Source organism: Paraburkholderia sp. GW821-FHT02A12, from assembly GCF_059422005.1.
In genome coordinates this window covers 1,500,001-1,516,233 of the sequence record NZ_JBWKWA010000002.1, presented here as the reverse complement: position 1 = coordinate 1,516,233, position 16,233 = coordinate 1,500,001, and the positions used below count along the sequence as shown (strand labels likewise).

The 16,233-nt window shown below is 63.3% G+C and carries 21 protein-coding genes and 2 pseudogenes; 13 read left to right on the top strand and 10 right to left on the bottom strand.

Annotation, left to right across the window (positions count from 1 at the left end; translation table 11 throughout):
- Positions 1 to 40: 40 nt before the first annotated feature.
- Positions 41 to 943, bottom strand: coding sequence for a LysR family transcriptional regulator (locus AC07WT_RS28275; protein ID WP_494949474.1), 903 nt, complete (start codon positions 941 to 943; stop codon positions 41 to 43).
- Positions 944 to 1,060: 117 nt separating this feature from the next.
- Here AC07WT_RS28275 and AC07WT_RS28270 point away from each other — a divergent pair, with 117 nt between their 5' ends.
- On the top strand, positions 1,061 to 1,510 hold the full coding sequence (locus AC07WT_RS28270) for a GlcG/HbpS family heme-binding protein (protein WP_494949473.1): 450 nt from the start codon (positions 1,061 to 1,063) through the stop codon (positions 1,508 to 1,510).
- A 114-nt stretch (positions 1,511 to 1,624) separates the two neighbouring features.
- Here AC07WT_RS28270 and AC07WT_RS28265 read toward each other — a convergent pair whose 3' ends face one another.
- Entirely contained in the window at positions 1,625 to 1,996 is a 372-nt protein-coding gene (locus AC07WT_RS28265) for a hypothetical protein (protein WP_494949472.1), read from the bottom strand.
- A gap of 91 nt (positions 1,997 to 2,087) precedes the next feature.
- Here AC07WT_RS28265 and AC07WT_RS28260 point away from each other — a divergent pair, with 91 nt between their 5' ends.
- From AC07WT_RS28260 to AC07WT_RS28240, 5 genes and pseudogenes are all read left to right on the top strand, one after another.
- Complete coding sequence (locus AC07WT_RS28260; protein ID WP_494949471.1) at positions 2,088 to 2,684, top strand: putative pterin-binding protein; 597 nt, start codon at positions 2,088 to 2,090, stop codon at positions 2,682 to 2,684.
- A 126-nt stretch (positions 2,685 to 2,810) separates the two neighbouring features.
- Positions 2,811 to 3,719, top strand: coding sequence for a sap1 transcriptional regulator SapR (gene sapR, locus AC07WT_RS28255; RefSeq protein ID WP_494949470.1), 909 nt, complete (start codon positions 2,811 to 2,813; stop codon positions 3,717 to 3,719).
- Positions 3,720 to 3,882: 163 nt separating this feature from the next.
- Positions 3,883 to 4,149 (top strand): hypothetical protein, encoded by a 267-nt coding sequence (locus tag AC07WT_RS28250; protein WP_492592302.1) that lies wholly within the window; start codon positions 3,883 to 3,885, stop codon positions 4,147 to 4,149.
- A gap of 310 nt (positions 4,150 to 4,459) precedes the next feature.
- Positions 4,460 to 5,062, top strand: a complete 603-nt coding sequence (locus AC07WT_RS28245) for a GNAT family N-acetyltransferase (protein WP_494949469.1) — start codon at positions 4,460 to 4,462, stop codon at positions 5,060 to 5,062.
- Between the two features lies 1 nt (position 5,063).
- Positions 5,064 to 5,153: pseudogene (locus AC07WT_RS28240) on the top strand (MerR family transcriptional regulator); the annotation flags it as partial.
- A gap of 19 nt (positions 5,154 to 5,172) precedes the next feature.
- Here the strand turns inward: AC07WT_RS28240 and AC07WT_RS28235 are convergent.
- Complete coding sequence (locus tag AC07WT_RS28235; protein ID WP_494949468.1) at positions 5,173 to 5,727, bottom strand: putative glycolipid-binding domain-containing protein; 555 nt, start codon at positions 5,725 to 5,727, stop codon at positions 5,173 to 5,175.
- Positions 5,727 to 6,086: an SDR family NAD(P)-dependent oxidoreductase gene (locus AC07WT_RS28230; RefSeq protein ID WP_494949467.1), complete on the bottom strand. Its 360-nt coding sequence runs from the start codon at positions 6,084 to 6,086 to the stop codon at positions 5,727 to 5,729. Before AC07WT_RS28230 ends, AC07WT_RS28235 begins: the two co-directional genes overlap by 1 nt.
- Positions 6,087 to 6,291: 205 nt before the next feature.
- Here AC07WT_RS28230 and AC07WT_RS28225 point away from each other — a divergent pair, with 205 nt between their 5' ends.
- The 5 genes from AC07WT_RS28225 to AC07WT_RS28205 all read left to right on the top strand — a co-directional run bounded on the left by AC07WT_RS28225 (position 6,292) and on the right by AC07WT_RS28205 (position 11,011).
- Positions 6,292 to 7,191: a LysR family transcriptional regulator gene (locus tag AC07WT_RS28225; RefSeq protein ID WP_492592305.1), complete on the top strand. Its 900-nt coding sequence runs from the start codon at positions 6,292 to 6,294 to the stop codon at positions 7,189 to 7,191.
- Between the two features lie 269 nt (positions 7,192 to 7,460).
- The gene (locus tag AC07WT_RS28220) at positions 7,461 to 8,783 is read left to right on the top strand and encodes an MFS transporter (protein ID WP_494949466.1); all 1,323 of its coding nucleotides are present in this window, start codon (positions 7,461 to 7,463) and stop codon (positions 8,781 to 8,783) included.
- Between the two features lie 55 nt (positions 8,784 to 8,838).
- A complete protein-coding gene (locus AC07WT_RS28215; protein ID WP_494949465.1) occupies positions 8,839 to 9,879 on the top strand; it encodes an amidohydrolase family protein in 1,041 nt (346 codons plus the stop codon).
- Positions 9,876 to 10,544 carry an RraA family protein gene (locus AC07WT_RS28210; RefSeq protein ID WP_494949464.1) on the top strand — a complete coding sequence of 223 codons (669 nt, stop codon included), beginning with the start codon at positions 9,876 to 9,878 and terminating at the stop codon, positions 10,542 to 10,544. Before AC07WT_RS28215 ends, AC07WT_RS28210 begins: the two co-directional genes overlap by 4 nt.
- 74 nt (positions 10,545 to 10,618) lie before the next feature.
- Entirely contained in the window at positions 10,619 to 11,011 is a 393-nt protein-coding gene (locus tag AC07WT_RS28205; protein ID WP_494951063.1) for a hypothetical protein, read from the top strand.
- A gap of 51 nt (positions 11,012 to 11,062) precedes the next feature.
- Here the strand turns inward: AC07WT_RS28205 and AC07WT_RS28200 are convergent, their stop codons facing one another.
- Both AC07WT_RS28200 and AC07WT_RS28195 read right to left on the bottom strand, forming a co-directional pair.
- Positions 11,063 to 11,245 (bottom strand): hypothetical protein, encoded by a 183-nt coding sequence (locus AC07WT_RS28200; RefSeq protein ID WP_492592309.1) that lies wholly within the window; start codon positions 11,243 to 11,245, stop codon positions 11,063 to 11,065.
- A gap of 212 nt (positions 11,246 to 11,457) precedes the next feature.
- Positions 11,458 to 11,607 (bottom strand): annotated as a pseudogene (locus AC07WT_RS28195) (IS21 family transposase); the annotation flags it as partial.
- A 170-nt stretch (positions 11,608 to 11,777) separates the two neighbouring features.
- Here AC07WT_RS28195 and AC07WT_RS28190 point away from each other — a divergent pair.
- The gene (locus AC07WT_RS28190; protein WP_494949463.1) at positions 11,778 to 12,305 is read left to right on the top strand and encodes a hypothetical protein; all 528 of its coding nucleotides are present in this window, start codon (positions 11,778 to 11,780) and stop codon (positions 12,303 to 12,305) included.
- Between the two features lie 99 nt (positions 12,306 to 12,404).
- Here AC07WT_RS28190 and AC07WT_RS28185 read toward each other — a convergent pair whose 3' ends face one another.
- The gene (locus AC07WT_RS28185) at positions 12,405 to 12,605 is read right to left on the bottom strand and encodes a DUF2905 domain-containing protein (protein ID WP_492592311.1); all 201 of its coding nucleotides are present in this window, start codon (positions 12,603 to 12,605) and stop codon (positions 12,405 to 12,407) included.
- Positions 12,606 to 12,789: 184 nt separating this feature from the next.
- Complete coding sequence (locus AC07WT_RS28180) at positions 12,790 to 13,500, bottom strand: HAD-IA family hydrolase (RefSeq protein WP_492592312.1); 711 nt, start codon at positions 13,498 to 13,500, stop codon at positions 12,790 to 12,792.
- A 134-nt stretch (positions 13,501 to 13,634) separates the two neighbouring features.
- Between AC07WT_RS28180 and AC07WT_RS28175 the strand changes: the two genes are divergently transcribed.
- The gene (locus tag AC07WT_RS28175) at positions 13,635 to 14,606 is read left to right on the top strand and encodes a LysR family transcriptional regulator (RefSeq protein WP_494949462.1); all 972 of its coding nucleotides are present in this window, start codon (positions 13,635 to 13,637) and stop codon (positions 14,604 to 14,606) included.
- Here the strand turns inward: AC07WT_RS28175 and AC07WT_RS28170 are convergent.
- The gene (locus AC07WT_RS28170; RefSeq protein ID WP_494949461.1) at positions 14,577 to 15,035 is read right to left on the bottom strand and encodes a helix-turn-helix domain-containing protein; all 459 of its coding nucleotides are present in this window, start codon (positions 15,033 to 15,035) and stop codon (positions 14,577 to 14,579) included. The genes AC07WT_RS28175 and AC07WT_RS28170 overlap by 30 nt on opposite strands.
- A complete protein-coding gene (locus AC07WT_RS28165; RefSeq protein ID WP_494951062.1) occupies positions 15,032 to 16,210 on the bottom strand; it encodes an NAD(P)/FAD-dependent oxidoreductase in 1,179 nt (392 codons plus the stop codon). Before AC07WT_RS28165 ends, AC07WT_RS28170 begins: the two co-directional genes overlap by 4 nt.
- Between the last annotated feature and the right edge of the window lie 23 nt (positions 16,211 to 16,233).

Genomic DNA, 16,233 nt, shown 5'->3' with positions numbered 1-16,233 from the left:
GGTAACGACCTGCGAAGCGCCGGCTGCCGTACACGTGCAATCAGGTAACGCTCGCGCCGATTCCCGGGACAAGGCGCGCAGCCAGAAAATCAATCAGCGCGCGTACGCGACGCGGAACCGGACGGCCCTCCGCCCACAACAGATGCACGGGTACGGGCTCGGGCTCGAACGAGTCGAGCACCGTTACCACCTGACCATCGTCGAGCAGTTTTTGTACCTGGAAAATCGGTGCCCGGCCGATCCCTGCTCCGGCCGCGGCCGCTGAATTGCAGGCTAGCGCGCTCGTCGACCGGAAGCGCCCCGTGACCTCGACTGCACCGCCTGCCCGGTTGAATCTCCAGGTTTCGCGTAGAGCGTGCTGGCGCACGACGCAGTCGTGCGCGGCAAGCTCGGACGGATGGGCCGGGTAGCCGCGCGAAACGAAATACGCCGGCGAACCGAAGACGACACGCCGCAAGGTACCCACTTGCCGCGCTCGCAGATTCGAATCCGGCAGATGACCGAGGCGAACCACGAGATCGATGTTGGCTTTGGCGAGATCGAGATGCTGCTCGGCAAGCACGAGCTCTACCCTGACGTTTTCGTGGATCGCCAAAAACTGCGCGACAAGCGGCGCAACGAATTCAGCGCCGAAAGCCGTCGGTGCGCCGACGCGAATACCGCCGCGCAACTGGGTCGCATGCTCGGCGAGTTCATCACGTGCGGCTTCGATTTCTCCGAGTGCGGGCCGCAGCCGCGTGGCGAACTTCAAACATGCCGCGGTCGGCTGCACACGGCGCGTCGTTCGGTGGAACAAGGTCGTGTTCAGATCGCGCTCGAGCGCCGCAATGGCGCGGCTCACTGACTGCAGCGTCCGCCCCAGCGATCGCGCCGCCGCGGTCAGACTCCCTTCGTCGAGGATAGCCAGCAGCACTTCATAGTCGTCTTTGTTCATGCGCATCATTCTCTCGTTTCCTGGAAGAATGTCTGACGGCTCGCGCGGCTATGCGCGGCCACGCCGCCGCCGTACATTCTAGCCATCTCGACAGCGACACCCGATCAGATTCGCAGGAGGCGACGAATGACTCAACGAAACGGCAACGAAATGCCCATGAGCTACAGCAACCGGTTCAATCTGGCCGATGCGCGCCAGATCGTGGCGGCGGCCGAAGAGGAAGCAACGCGTCACGGCTGGCCCATGGTGATCGCCGTCGTGGACAGCGGCGGGCACCTGATCCTTCAGCAGCGGCTCGATGGAGCGCAACTCGGCAGTATCGACGTCGCAAGACAGAAGGCCGAAACAGCCGTGCTGTTCCGGCGTCCCACGCGCGTTTTCGAAGACGCGCTCGCACAGGGGGGACTCCATCTGCGCCTGCTCGGGATGAACAATCTGGTGCCGCTGGATGGTGGCATTCCGCTGATTCGCGACGGCGCCGTAGTCGGCGCCATCGGCGTGTCGGGCATGCGCTCCGACCAGGACGCGCAGGTTGCCCAGGCCGGCGCTGACGCGCTGCCGGCAGCGAAGCCATAAGGAAGGCGCGGAAGGCGCCGCCCCCGAGAGCCGTTCACGCTGCGGCCACCACCGTCACGTCGTGACGTGCCGGCGGCACACCGTATGCAGCACCGCGGATTCGTCGAATTTTCGCTAAGACAGCGAAGCAAGCATGATCGACAATCGTCGGAGATGAGCCTTGAACGCGTCGCTCGTTTCGCGATCGTTTTTCGGGTCCAGGTGCGACGTCTCGGCGAACTCGACCTGCTCGTGGAAATCATTGGCGACCTTGCGCCTCATGTCCTGCGGCATCGCCCGTAAGATGGCGACCAGTAAGGCCTCCTCGGCGTGCATCATGCCCAGAATTGAACGGGTATCCATATGAGAGGCTCCGTGGTAGGCGTCGTACGTGCAATCTAGCACGATCCGCAGGCGCATTGCGGTGCGTTTGTCCATGATGCGAGCTGTCGGAGCAGGCTGAAACGCCCGGCAAAGGAAGCGGGCGAAGCGGACGAAGAGGGCCATGCGACACACGAGGCGGTAATTCCCCGACAATACGGGTGCGACGGTTTCAACCACCACGTTCGCACCCGTACGACAAAGGGAGTCACCGTAAATGGACAAGCGCCAATTCCTGGCCAGCGCTGCTGTACTTGGTGCATCCGCCACACCTGCGTTCGGCCGGAAGCATGGCCGGAACGAATCCTGTGCCGCATCACCCGTGCTTCTGACGATCACCGGCGCGATCAAGCGCAGTAATCGCGGCGCACTGGATCCGGCGTTCGACCAGTTGCTCGCGAAGCAGCAAGTCAAATTTCCGCAGGCGTATGCGCTCGACTTTCAGTCGATTGCGAGCCTGCCCGCCGTGACGATCAAGCCCACCACCGAATACGATGCCCGGCAGCATACGTTGAGTGGCCCGTTGCTCGGCGACGTGCTCGAATACGTCGGCGCGCCGGGCGCAGGAGAGACGCAGATACTGCTGCGCGCAATCGACGGCTACGCCGTCATGACGACGCTCGACAAAATACGCGCCTATCGCTTCATCGTGGCGACGCATATGGACGCCAAGCCGATGCCGCTTGGCGGCGTGGGGCCGCTATGGGCAGTCTATGACGCCGACCATATCCCCGAGCTGGCGGCCAGGCCGCTCAAAGATCGCTTCGTGCTATGCCCGTGGGGCCTGTATCACATGCAAGTGATCGAAGCGTAACGGCGGCGATGACGCGGCGGCAAACGTCGCCCGGCTTCATTTCACGGCGGCCCTTGTTTGGCGGCCCTGTTTACATGTCATCATTCTGGCGAACGACAAGCAACTCATCAAAGACAACGCGCCGCCATGCCGACCGCCTTCGCCCAAACCGTCGAAGCCCGCTTCGCCGAACTCACTCCCACAGCCAAGCGGATCGCCAGCTATCTGCTCGCGAATCTCGACCGGCTGGGCCTCGAAACCGCCGATCAGATCGCGCAGCAGGCCGGCACCAGCGGCATTTCTGTCGGCCGTTTTTTACGCAGCGTCGGCTACCGCAATCTCGACGATCTGAAGCGCGAACTGCGCGGCACGCAGGAACGCCCGTGGATGATCACGGACCGGCTCGACGCGTTTCGCCGTGCGTCAGGCACATCCGACGCGTCTGACGAACACGTCGCCGCCGCGCAAGCCGGCGGCGCCGCCGCCCTCAACCCGGCCCTCGCCCGCTCGCTCGAACTCGAAATCGCCGCGATCCAGCACGTCTACCAACTCGCGCAATCGCCGGTGTTCGCCCATGTCGCCGAACGTATTTCGAACGCGGATGCCGTCTACATTCTCGGCATTCAATCGACGCGCGGCATCAGCAACGCGTTCTACAGCTACCTCGAATATATCCGCCCGCGGGTGTTCTATTCCGACGGCATGTCGGGCTCCTACGTCGATTCGCTGAACTCCGGGTTCGCGTCGCCGTACCTGATCGTCACCGACACGCGCGCCTACTCGATGATCGCCCGCCGCTATTGCGAGGCCGCCACGCGGCGCGGCCTGCCCTTTGCGCTCGTTACCGATATCTATTGCCCGTGGGCGCGGGATTTCGCCGGCGATCTTCTGCAGGTCAAAACCGACGTCGGCCAGTTCTGGGACTCGCTCGCGCCCCTCACGTGCCTGTTCAATCTGCTGATCACCGCGATCGTCGAACGGCTCGGACCGACGCTTGACGAACGCGTCGCCCGCAACCGCGAACTGCAAGGCGAGCTCAACCAGTTCGAGCCCTGAAGCTTCGACGGCGAGGCCGGCGTTGTGCTCGACCATGAAGAACGTCACGCCGTGGCGGTCGATCGTATTGATCAACTCCAGCACCTTGTCGACGTACAACGGCGACAAACCCACCGTGGGCCACATTGCGGTATCCTCACCGGCTCGTTCAGAAGGAGGATTCATGAAGCTTTCGATTTGCCTGGCGGTTGCCGCCCTCGCGCTGTCCGCAACCGCGTACGCGCAAACCTCGCAGACCTATCGTTTCGGCGAAGGCCAAAACACGCTGCCCTCAGGCAATACGCATCCGGCACCCGCGCCGGGCGCGCAGGCGCAACAGCCGCAGCCCGCCGAACACGCTCCTTCCAAGGCCAAGCCGAAGTACAAGGCAAAGCATCATCGGCATCATCGCGGGCATGTGACGCAGCCGGATCGGTACTCGCACAACTGATCGGCGCCACGCATGCATGTTGCATGCGTGGGCTTCACCGATTGAAGAGCCCGGCAAAGCCGGATAGCCGTGTTCTTCAATCGCTCGCATTCATCGCGCCGCGCACGCACGCATGCACGCGCTGTTACGGCGTACGCTGTTACGGCCTATACGGGCGGCCTTTCGGTACAGCCTATCGATACCGCCTTTTGGCACCGCCTATTCGATACGCCCCATTCATCGAGGCGATTTTTGACTCGCTTCAAATCCGCGCGCGTTGCGGGCATAGTGAAACGTATCCGCAGAGACACCGGCTACAACAGGAACAAGTATGAGTACCGCCCGCCACGCACCTTCTTCAACCGATCCGGTCCACACCCCACCCACCGCGCCGCTGATCCGCGACGTCACCGAAGCCGATCTGCCCGCGATTCAGGCGATCTACGCGCACCACGTGCTGACCGGCGTCGCCTCGTTCGAAGAAACGCCGCCTTCCGTCGACGATCTGCGCATGCGGCTCGCGTCGGTCCGCAGTCACGGCCTGCCGTACATGGTGGCCGAGATCGGCGGCGAAGTCGCCGGCTATTGCTACGCGACGCCCTACCGCCCGCGCGCCGCATATCGCAACACGATCGAAGATTCGATCTACGTCGGCGACGCATATCGCGGCCGAGGTCTGGGACGCGTGTTGTTGCAGGCGCTGATCGAACGATGCGAAACCGGACCGTGGCGCCAGATGGTCGCCGTGATCGCCGACGAAGGCAGCGGCGGCTCCCTCTCGCTGCATCGGCAACTGGGCTTCGAGCTGATCGGCACGTTGAAAGCGGTCGGCTTCAAGCACGGCCGGTGGCTCGACACCACCTTGATGCAGCGAACCCTGGGCGCGGGCGACGCGACCGTACCGGACGATCATCTCGCGTCGGCACGCAGCTGAAGCGCTGCAAGCCGGCGCGACCATGGCGAAGGAAGGCATTCCGCTCGCCGACCTGCTCGACGCCGTCGGCGTCTCCCGGCCGCATTTCAACGGCGGCCCGGACAGCTCCGTCAACGTGCACGCGGCAAGCGTGTGAACAGCGTCGGGTAGTCGATCACCAGGCCGTCTTCATCGACCTTCATATTCGCCGTGAAATTGCGGAAGATGCCCTCGTAGCGATACTCGCGGTTCAGCTCGATGCACGAATACGCCTGCTCGACACGCGTGACCTGCAAATCAGGCGTCGAAATGTACGCCACGGAAATCGGCTGACGCTCGCCGACAGCCAGCTGCAAGCGGCGGATCGGCAGCGTGTTGGTGAACGGCGTCGCCGCTATATCGATGTCGATACATCCCTCGATCGAGCTCAGCACGAGGCCGTGGCCGTCGCGCCAATGGCCCGCGCCGTCGCCGTGCAATTCCAGCTCACCGCCGCCGACGATCTTCAGCCACGCATACGTGGTGCGCCACTGCAAATCGCAGCGCACCTTGTAGTGCAGGCCGTAGGCCTTGCCGTAGCGCTGCCCGACCACGGCGCTTTCGACCGCAACACCGTCGTCGCGGGCGTCGAACGCCAGATGCTCGACGCCGTCGCCCTCTTCCGATACCCATCGTAGTTCACGCATCAGCTCGTCTCCTGGTGGAACGGCGTGGCGAATCCGTGGGTCCGCGTGCCGGGCTCCATATCGTAGCGCGAACGTAGCGGGAATGCCCGGCGCGGCGTCAGTAGCCTATGCTTGAATTCGCTCCCGATGCGATTCGCCATGGCCTGCACGGTTGCCGCATTCGTCAGATCGACGAGTTCGACGAACTGCACCCCGAGCCCCGCGTCGCGCAACCGCGCCGCGGCCACTTCGCCGAGGCTGGCGTGCCGCGCGCCGAGCAGCACGCGCAGCCCCGCTTGCGCCAGCGAGCGGGCGATGTCGTACCCGATGCCCTTGTTCGCGCCGCTAACCAGCGCGATCCGTTTTACGTCGTCTTGCATACATGCTCCGTTCATGAGTCGGCCGGGGCGGAATGTCAGTTTATGAACCATCGGGTCCTGCTTCAAACATGCTGCAAACTGTCGTGCGCCTGCGTGTCTGCATCAAGAACGCAGGCGAAGACAATGTACTCTTACGCCAAGGAGACGGCTCGCTGCGAATCACCCAGCGTGTCGAATATCTATTAATCAGCCAGGAATGTAAAAAATGAATCTCAGGGCTCTACAGTGCTTCGTGATTCTTGCAGAAGAGCTCAATTTCAGTCGTGCAGCCGAGCGCCTGCATATCGCGCAGCCAGCTCTGAGCCAGCAGATCCGCTTGCTGGAAGAGCGGCTCGGAACACAGCTCGTGGACCGGACAAGGCGCCCGCTTCACTTGACGGAAGCCGGGCACTATCTCTGCACAGAGGCGCGTCAAATACTCGACGCCTGGGAGCAGGCGACACTCGGCGCGCAGGAAATCAGCATCGGCCGGCGCGGGTGGCTGAGCATCGGCTTCACGCGATCCGCGATGTACAGCATCCTGCCGCCCGCGCTCAAAGCGTTCCATCACGCTTACCCGCAGGTCGAACTCAAGCTCTTCGAAATGCTGACCGAAGAACAGACCGACGCGCTGCGCGACATGCGCATCCACGTCGGTATCGGGCGGCAACCGCTTCCGGTCGCGGGCTGTACTTCCTATCCGATTCTGCGCGAGCGCGTGATGGCCGCACTCGCGCCGGACCATCCTCTTGCGGGACGAAAAAAAGTGCGTATTGCCGATCTCGCCGATACGCCGTTGATCCTCTACCCGAAACATCAGAACGCGCAATTCAAGCATTCCGTCCAGTCGCTCTATCGCGATGCAGGGATCACACCGTTCATCGCGCATCAGGCCTATGAAATCCAGACCGCTATTGCACTGGTTGCAGCAGGATTGGGCGTGACATTCGTGGGCGAATCGGTTGCAAGGCATGGACGCGCCGACGTGGTGTTCCGCCACATCGAGGGCCCCGGCTCGTCGCAACGCACAACGCTAGCCGCCACCTTTCGCACCGACGACACCTCCTCCCATCTGCACGCCTTCCTTGCCTGTCTCCCCGAGCCGCTTGCCGGCGCCACACTATAAGAAAAAATATATACAAGAATAAGCAAGCTGTCTTGGACTGAGCGTCCACACGTTCTTATCATTGGCGTCACGCTTTAGCCCGACGCCATAGCCAATTGCGAACGGCCCGAAAGCGCGGCCTGCACGGTCTGAGGAACTGGCGGCAACGACCCGGCGGCCCGGCGCTTCGGCGCTTCGGCGCTTCGGCGCTTCGGCGCTCCGGCGCTCCGGCAGCCAAACGATAAGAACGCGGCAACGGCCACGGCCGTCGCCGCCACGGAGGAGACAGCATGACCCATTTCAACGAAGCGGCGACCATGCGAAAAGTGTACGGGCGGCTCATGCCTCTGCTTTTCGCCATGATGTTCTTCAACTATCTGGACCGGATCAATATCGGCTTCGCAGCGCTCGACATGAACCGGCAACTGGGTTTCAGTCCGGCCGTGTTCGGTTTCGCCGGCAGCATCTTTTTCGTCGGCTACATGTTGCTGGAAGTGCCGAGCAACCTGCTGCTGCATCGCGTCGGCGCGCGCCGCTGGATCGCCCGCATCCTGCTCACCTGGGGCGCGGTGGCGGCGGCAACCGCCTTCGTCTTCAACGATTCGAGCTTCTACGTTTTGCGCTTCCTGCTCGGCGTGATGGAAGCCGGTTTCCTGCCTGGCGTGGCGGTCTACCTGACCAAGTGGTTTCCGGTGCGCTATCGGGCCCGCGCGGTGGGCGGCTACATCATCGCCGGTTCGTTTTCGGCCGTGCTCGGCGGCCCGATCTCGACGGCGCTAATGACCTACGCCAACGGCATGCTCGGTTTGCACGGATGGCAGTGGATGTTCATCCTCGAAGGCGTGCCGGCGATGCTGCTAGGCCTGCTCACCCTGCGCATCATGACCGAGCGCCCCGCCGATGCAAACTGGCTCGCCGATGACGAGAAACGCTGGCTCGAATCGACCCTCGAAGCCGAGCGCAAAACGCTGGGCGAACACGCTCATTTCTCGCTGCTGCGCGTGGCGAACGACATCCGTGTGTGGAGCCTTGCGTGTCTGTTCGGTTGCGCGCTGGTCGGCATCTATGGCCTGTTCCTGTGGCTGCCGCAGATCGTCAAAAGCCTCGGCCACCTGAGCAACCTCGAAGTCGGCTTTCTATCGGCCGCGCCGCCGCTGCTGGGCGTGTTGGGAACGTTCGTGATCAGCCGCAGTTCCGACCGCACCGGCGACCGCAAGAAACATCTCGCGTTCGTGTACGGCATGAGCGCACTGGCGATAGCAGGCAGCGCCTACGCGCCGAGCCCGGTCATCGCTTACCTGCTGCTGTGCCTGACCGGTCTTTTCATCTATGCCGGCAACCCGCTGTTCTGGAGCCTCGCGTCGTCGTTCAGAACCGGCGCGGCGGGCGCCGCAACCATCGCGCTCATCAATACCGTCGCGCAGTTCGGCGGACTGGTCGGACCATGGAGCATCGGACTCGTGCGCAATGCGACGGGCAACTTCAAGCTGGCGCTGCTGACGATCGCGGCTTTTCTGGTGGTCGCGACGATCATCGCGCTTGTCATGCGCGTCACGCCGGCCGAGGACGAAACAGCGTCGCTGGCGGCCGCCGACCCCGCAGCGCGAACCTGAATTCAATCGCAGTACCAACACACCACGCCGACAGACCACGAACGGATATCCCAGCATGATCATCGATTGCCACGGTCACTACACGACCTCGCCGCCGCAGCACGAGGCCTGGCGCGCGAAGCAGGTCGCCGCCCTGCAAGACGGCGTGTCCCCGCCACCGCGGCCGGCCATCAGCGACGACGAGATTCGCGCGAGCATCGAAACCGGCCAGCTTCGAATCCAGCGCGAGCGCGGCACCGACCTGACGATTTTTTCGCCGCGCGCGGCCGGCATGGGCCATCACCTCGCCACCGCCGACGCCAACGCCTACTGGTCGAGCGAATGCAATGACCTCGTGCATCGCGTGTGCACCCTCTTCCCGCGCAACTTCGCCGCCGTCTGCCAGCTGCCGCAAGCGCCGGGCGTGCCGGCCGCCAACTGCATCGCCGAGTTGCGGCGCTGCGTGGAAGAGTTGGATTTTATCGGCTGCAATCTGAACCCCGATCCGTCCGGCGGTCATTGGGCGGGACCGCCGCTCACCGACCGCTCGTGGTATCCGCTCTACGAAGCGATGGTGGAACTCGACGTGCCGGCGATGATCCACGTCTCATCGTCGTGCAATCCAAATTTTCACGCGACAGGCGCGCACTACATCAACGGCGACACGTCCGCGTTCATGCAACTGTTGAGCGCCGACCTGTTCGCCGACTTCCCGACGCTGCGCTTCATCATCCCGCATGGCGGCGGCGCGGTGCCGTATCACTGGGGACGCTATCGCGGGCTTGCGCAGGACATGAAACGGCCGCGGCTCAACGAGTACCTGCTGAAGAACGTGTTCTTCGACACCTGCGTGTATCACCAGCCGGGCGCCGAACTGCTTGCCAAGGTCATACCGGTCGAAAACATCCTGTTTGCTTCGGAGACCATCGGCGCGGTCCAGGGCATCGATCCCGAAACCGGGCACTACTACGACGACACGCGGCGCTATATCGATGCCATCGAGTGGCTGAGTCCCGCCGACCGGCAGCGTATCTATGAAGACAACGCCCGCGCTGTGTATGGGCGCTTGTCGCGTCAACTGGAACTGCAATTTTCAGCGGAAGGTGCAACCACATGAACCCGATCGGATGGCGCGAATACGAGTCCGCGCCGCAAGCGAGCAGCGCGACGCTCGATGCTTTGCGCGAACTGGCGGTCTCCCTGTTGAGCGACAACATGGCCCGCTCGAGCGGCATGGTCGGCTTGCGTCCCTTCCATCAGCCGAAACCGATGGCCGGAACCGCAGTCACGGTGCGCACGCGGGCCGGCGACAATCTGGCGATTCATCGCGCATTCGACTTTTGCCGGCCGGGAGATGTTCTGGTGATCGACGGCGCCGGCGAACTCACGCAAGCGCTGATGGGCGACATCATGGCCAGCTATGCGGAGAGCCTGGGCGTGCAGGGTCTGGTGATCGACGGCGCGATCCGCGACGTCGGCGCGATACGGAGACGCGATTTTCCTGTGTACGCGCGCGCCGTCACGCATCGCGGCCCCTACAAGAACGGCCCGGGAGAGATCAACGTGCCGGTCACCGTCGGCGGAATGGTCGTCCATCCTGGTGACGTAATCGTCGGCGATGAGGACGGTTTGCTCGCGATCCCACTCAGCGACGTGGAAACGGTGATCGAAGGCGCGCGGCGCCAGGCTGCCAAGGAAGCCGCGGCGCTGAGTTCGATCGTCGACGGTTGTTTCGATCGTTCATGGGTGATTCCGCACCGCGACCGGATGATGAATGGCTGACGCGCAGGCGACTGCCTGTTATTCTGCGTCGCGTCGGCGTCATCCACTCAACCCCTGAACATAATCGGTACGTCATGCCGGAACATCTAGACGCGTCAGCCCTCATCGAACTCGCGAGGCGTGCTGAAAGTGTCGCCAGTGCACCATGCAGCTGTACGCGAACTTCGCTGGACGGCTGGCAATCCCAACCGCTTTCTCTAGACGAAACACAGTTTCAGGAGATCGGCACGCTCGTGTCGAATGACGAAGCCGAACCCACGTTCGGCGAGTTCCTGCCCGGCAAAACGAGTTATTGGTCTGCCGATGCACCCATCGCGCCGCGCTATTTCCCCTATAACCGCTGTGGTGTCTGGGAATGTTCGCAGTGCCGCCGTCTCTATCTGCGTTATACCGAAGGCGGTGGATACTTCGTCGATCGCAGGATCCGCGCCGTGCAGTCCGTCTTGATTCAGGACGTTCCTCTGTAACGGTCGATCTGGGAAGACCGCCAGCGCCAGCCAGTGACCGCGCACACGGTCTCAGAAGTTCCTCGGATCCATCGGCTTTAATTGCCATGGCAGGTCAAACGGCAGAAAACGCTGCAACTCTGGCGGAATAAGGTCGACGTGTGGCCCGATCAGATTGCCGCCAGCGAGACGGCGCATCGCCGATTTATCGAGCCCGTCCACGCGGGCCAGATCTTTGATAACAAGTGTGGTCATGATGCTCTCCTGGAGATGGTCGATGAGGGCCTTTGACACGGCGCTCACCAACCGCCATGCATGGACCATGCCATCCGACAGCGAGGCTCTCTCTACCCACCTTCGTCGTCGCACAGACGCAAGACGTGTCGGTGCTCAGCCAACACCGGCGGCAGCGATGTTGGGGCGGCGGGGATAGTCCCCCCGCTTCCGGCGACACGATAGGGTTGTCCAAGCGCAAATTGCAGATCCTGATGCTCGACGAAGCGTCCCGAAAGATGCCGGCTGTGTCCAAGGGCCACCGAGATCAGCCAGATGCAGCGGCGCTGACCCTGAGCGTCGCCAAATTCGACTTTGAAATGCGCGAAGTCGACCTTGACCTGTCCGCTGACAAGGTGGTCGACCCGGCCACGCTCAATCGCCTGCGCGCATGTGCAGTGACAGCGCGGCCCCGGCCGGCTGGCGATCCGGGGCGCCGCCGCACGTTTTTTGCAGATTTTCCTAGAATGGCTAGGGAGAGCGGTGCGAATCTGCCGCGCTCAAGGAGATCATCATGGAACTTCACATGCATTCGCACCATTTTGCGCGCCGCATGCCGGACTGGCGCGCAGCGGTGATCGGCGGCTGCGTGGCAGGCGCGGTGTTCCTCGTGCTCGAGCTCCTCGCGATGTGGGCGATCGGGCAGAGCCCATGGGGGCCGCCACGGATGATCGCGGCGATCGTCCTTGGCCGCGACGCGCTGGCACAGCCTGCGACGTTCGCCGTCGGCATCATGCTGATGGCGCTGATCGTCCACTTCGTGCTAGCGATCGTTTTCGCCGTCATTCTCGCGGTGATCATGGCGCCGTTCAGCCTCGATTCGAGCGTCGGAATGGCGTCGCTCGCCGGCGGGCTGTTCGGCGTGGCCGTGTACCTGGTCAATTTCTACGGCATGACCGCGTTTTTCCCGTGGTTCGCGGAGGCCCGCGGGTGGGTGAGCTTCATCGGCCACATCGTGTTCGGGCTGGTCGCGGCCGATATCTATCTGCGCCTCGAGAGGAAGGAGGCAGAGGCGGGTGGAACGGGCGCGGCGACGGGCTGATACCTTCCCACTAGTTAGTCGGCTAGCTAAAACGGCCGCAGATCGCTTGCGTCAATTCGCGCGGCTGCGGCCGTTTTCTTGTGACCGGGCGTCTTGGGCTCATCGCCTGAACAGCCAGATCAGGATCGACAAAACGACCGAAATGACGATGCACGTCACGATCGGGAAATGGAAGCTGAACCCCGGCCGTACGATGTTGACGTCGCCGGGCAGACGCCCGAGCGGGAGCCGGGATAGCCACCGCCAGCCGAGACCTGCGGCGACGAGGAGTATTCCGCTGATTATTAGAACGCGTTGCATGGCGATGTTTTAGATAGAGCGCGTCGAGAAACCATACGAGCCAGGCTCGTGACGTCCAACGCCTTTTGAGGGCGCTCCAGAATATCGTAGTACGCGTTGCGCTCGCTCGGCGGTCGCCGCTCAGCGCTGACGAAACCGGCGCTCGTCCCCCGAGCGCCGGCGCCATCGGGTACTCAAGCTGTACTCAAGCGCTCCGCGCTTCGGCCTCGACCGCGTCGGCCAGCGCCGCCATCGTCGCGAACCTGAACGTCGGCGTCGTGACTTCGGACGGCGTCGGCGTCGCGCCGAAACCCTTCAGGCCTTGCCGGCGTTCGATCCAGCACGTCGAATAGCCCAGCGCGGTCGCCACGCCGATATCGTGATACTGGCTCTGCGCCGTATGCAGAATCTCGCCGAACTTGTAGCCGAACGCAGCCTGCCGTCCACGGTTGTACGCAAAGAATTGCGGATCGGGCTTGGCGACGCCGGTTTCATCGCACGTCACCGTGTCGTCGAACGGATCGCCGAGCGTGTAGGCGTAAGACGAAAGCGCTACGCGATCCGCATTCGTCATGGCGACGAGGCGAAAGTGTTTGCGCAGACGTTTGAGCGCATCGACTGAATCGCTGAATGCGGGCCAGTCGAGCACGTCGCGCTGGAACGCTGCGGCGGTTTGCGCGTCGTCCGGCAGACCCAGCTCTTTTGCCAGCGACAGATAAACGTTCGCCATCTCCTTGCTCGAACGGCCCGGATGCTTTTCACGGCCGCGCATGTACGGCTGGAAGATCTGATCGTCGGTCAGGTCCTTTGCTGCGTCGCCGCCGAGCCGGCGCACCGAAGCGAGCACGCCGCTTTCAAAGTCGATCAGCGTGCCGACGACGTCGAAAGTCAAAACCTTGAATTGAGTCAATTTCATTTCGTAATCCTTTGAAGTCCGTAAGTAAGGTTCAGTGAATGACGCCAGGTCTTGCCGCGCGTTTCGAAAAAATATACGGGCCGATCTTATTGACAGCAATTCCCTAATCATTGGATCAGGCATAACATGAAGTTATGCCGAATCTCCGTCGAAAACTACCCAGCGCGAATGCCTTGTTCGTGTTCGAAGCCGCCGCCCGTTGTGGCAATTTCACGCGCGCGGCGCAGGAGTTATATGTCAGTCAGCCGGCCGTCAGCAGAATGCTCGCGCGCATGGAAGATCATCTCGGCGTGCAATTGTTCGAGCGGGTGCGCGGCGGGATTGAACTGACGGAAAACGGCAGGATTCTCTACCGCAAGATCAGCGAGGGGTTCGGCGGAATAGAAGACGCGCTGCGCGAAATCGAAGTGCGCGCCACCGGTGTGGAAGCCGTCACGCTCTCGGTATCCACGGCGTTTACCACGCACTGGCTGATGCCGCGGCTGAACCGCCTCAAGCAGGCGTTCCCGTCGATCGATCTGCGTTTTCAGCTTATTTCAGGGCGCATCGGCGGTCCGCTCGTCGACGTCGATCTCGGCATGCGTTTCCTGAGGGAAGAAGAATTCGACGCCAACAGCGCGCTCGTGATGCCTGAGACGCTGCTGCCAATCTGCAACCAACGCTATTACGCGCAGATGCAGCAGGAAGCCGGCCGCGAAAGAGGCGACACGGTGATCGTCATGGACGACGAAGAACGCGGCTGGCACGAGCGCTTCACGGCGTTCGCGGAACATCGGCGGCGGGCGGCCAACATGCTGGGTTTCAACGACTACGCGATCGTCGTGCAGGCCGCGCTGCTCGGCCAGGGCATCGCGCTCGGCTGGCTCAACGTGGTGGCGCACTGGCTGTGCGAAGGCGCGCTGGTGCCGGCCGAAAACGAAATCATCGTGACCAGCCGGCGCTTCTGCGTCGTGTCGCCGCCCAATCGACCGATGCGGCCGGTCGTGGCAAGCTTGCGCGACTGGATCATCGAAGAAACGCGGGCGGATATACGCACGGTCGATCGCACGCACCCGGCGCTCGGCATCCGCGCCGCGCTAAAAAAAGCCGGACTGGTGCTCGGCTGAACGTTCGGCGTTCAGCAAGGTTGCGGACGCCTCCACCCTCGCCGCTCGCTTCGTGGCGGACAAAGAAGAAGCGGACAGTTGCTTGCCGCCATGCGTCGCCGCGTTCGCTGCCGCGCGCTCGATAAACATGCTGGGCGTCATGCCGCAGCATCGTTTGAAATGGCGGCCGAAATGGCTCTGGTCGAAGAAGCCGACCTCGGTCGCGACGACGGACCCGGGCACGCCTTCGAGCAATAGCGTCTGCGCGCGCTGAATCCGCAGCCCGCACAGATACCGGTACGGCGACGACCCATACTGCTGGCGAAACACGGTCGCAAACCGCGAAACGCTGAGCGCGGACAGCTCGGCTAGCTGCGCGAGCGTCACCGGCTCCGCGAAATGCGCTTCGATAAATGCCCGGGCCGCGCTGAGCGCGATGGACTGTTTCATGACGTCGCGGCCTCGGAACGGGTGGCCGGATGCTTCGCAAAACGCGCGATGGCAAACGCGTCGAGCGGAATCGGCGTACTGCCTGTATCGACGAGTTCAGCGAGCGTCTCGCCTACGCCCGGGCCGATCTGGAAACCCGAGCCGCAGAAACCGAACGCGTAATACAGACCGTCCACCTTGCTGCTGGGTCCGATCACCGGCTCGCCGTCGGGCAGATAGCTCTCCACCCCGCTCCACACGCGAATCACGTGCAGCGGCGCGATCGCGGGCACGAGGCGGCGCAGTTGCGCCAGTTGCCGCACGGTGTTGCGCGGCACGACCGAAGCGCGCGAAGTGACGGCATCCGCCGGGCCGCCGGGACCGCCGCCGAGAATGATGTTGCCGCGCGGAATCTGGCGGAAATAGATGCTCTCTTCCTTCACGGACGTGAAGACGCCCATCGACGACCTGAACACGTACGGCACCGGCTCCGTGACGGCCATCTGCGGCCCGCTCGCGGTCAGCGGCACCGCTTCGCCGAACTGCTCGGAGAGCCGGTTCGCCCAGGCGCCCGCGCAGATCACGAGTTGCGCTGCGCGATAGACGTCGCCGCGCGCACTCTCCACGCGAAAGCGGTCGCCGTCCTTGTCGACCCGGACGATCTCGGTGTTCTCCACGATCCGCGCCCCCAGACGCGCGGCGGCCCGGCCGAACGCCGGCGCGGCGAGACGCGGGTTCGCGTGGCCGTCGAGCGGCGAAATCGATGCCGCCAGCACCTCGCGCCCGAGGAACGGAAAGCGCCGGAACATGGCTTCGCCGTGCAGCACTTCGAGTTCGAGACCATGGGCGCGCGCGTCGATCGCGTACTGGTCGAAATTCTCCACGTCCTTCTGGTGGTAGCACACGCGCGTATGGCCCGACGGCAGGAACTCGATGTCCTCGCCTAGCAGCTCCGCGGAGCGCTGCCAGGTCCGCAGCGCGCGGTTCGCCATCGCCAGTTGCGGCAGCGCGCGGCCTTGCCGGCGAATCCCGCCGAAGTTCACGCCGCTCGCCTGCTGCCCGGTGAGTCCGCGCTCGAGCAGGATCACCGAACGGTTGCGCTGACGCAGAAAGAACGCGGTGCTCGTCCCCATGATGCCGCCGCCAATCACGATCACATCGGCTTCGGTTGCGTTCGTCGCGTTCGTCGTGTTCATGGCGTTCGTCGCGCTCGTCGCTC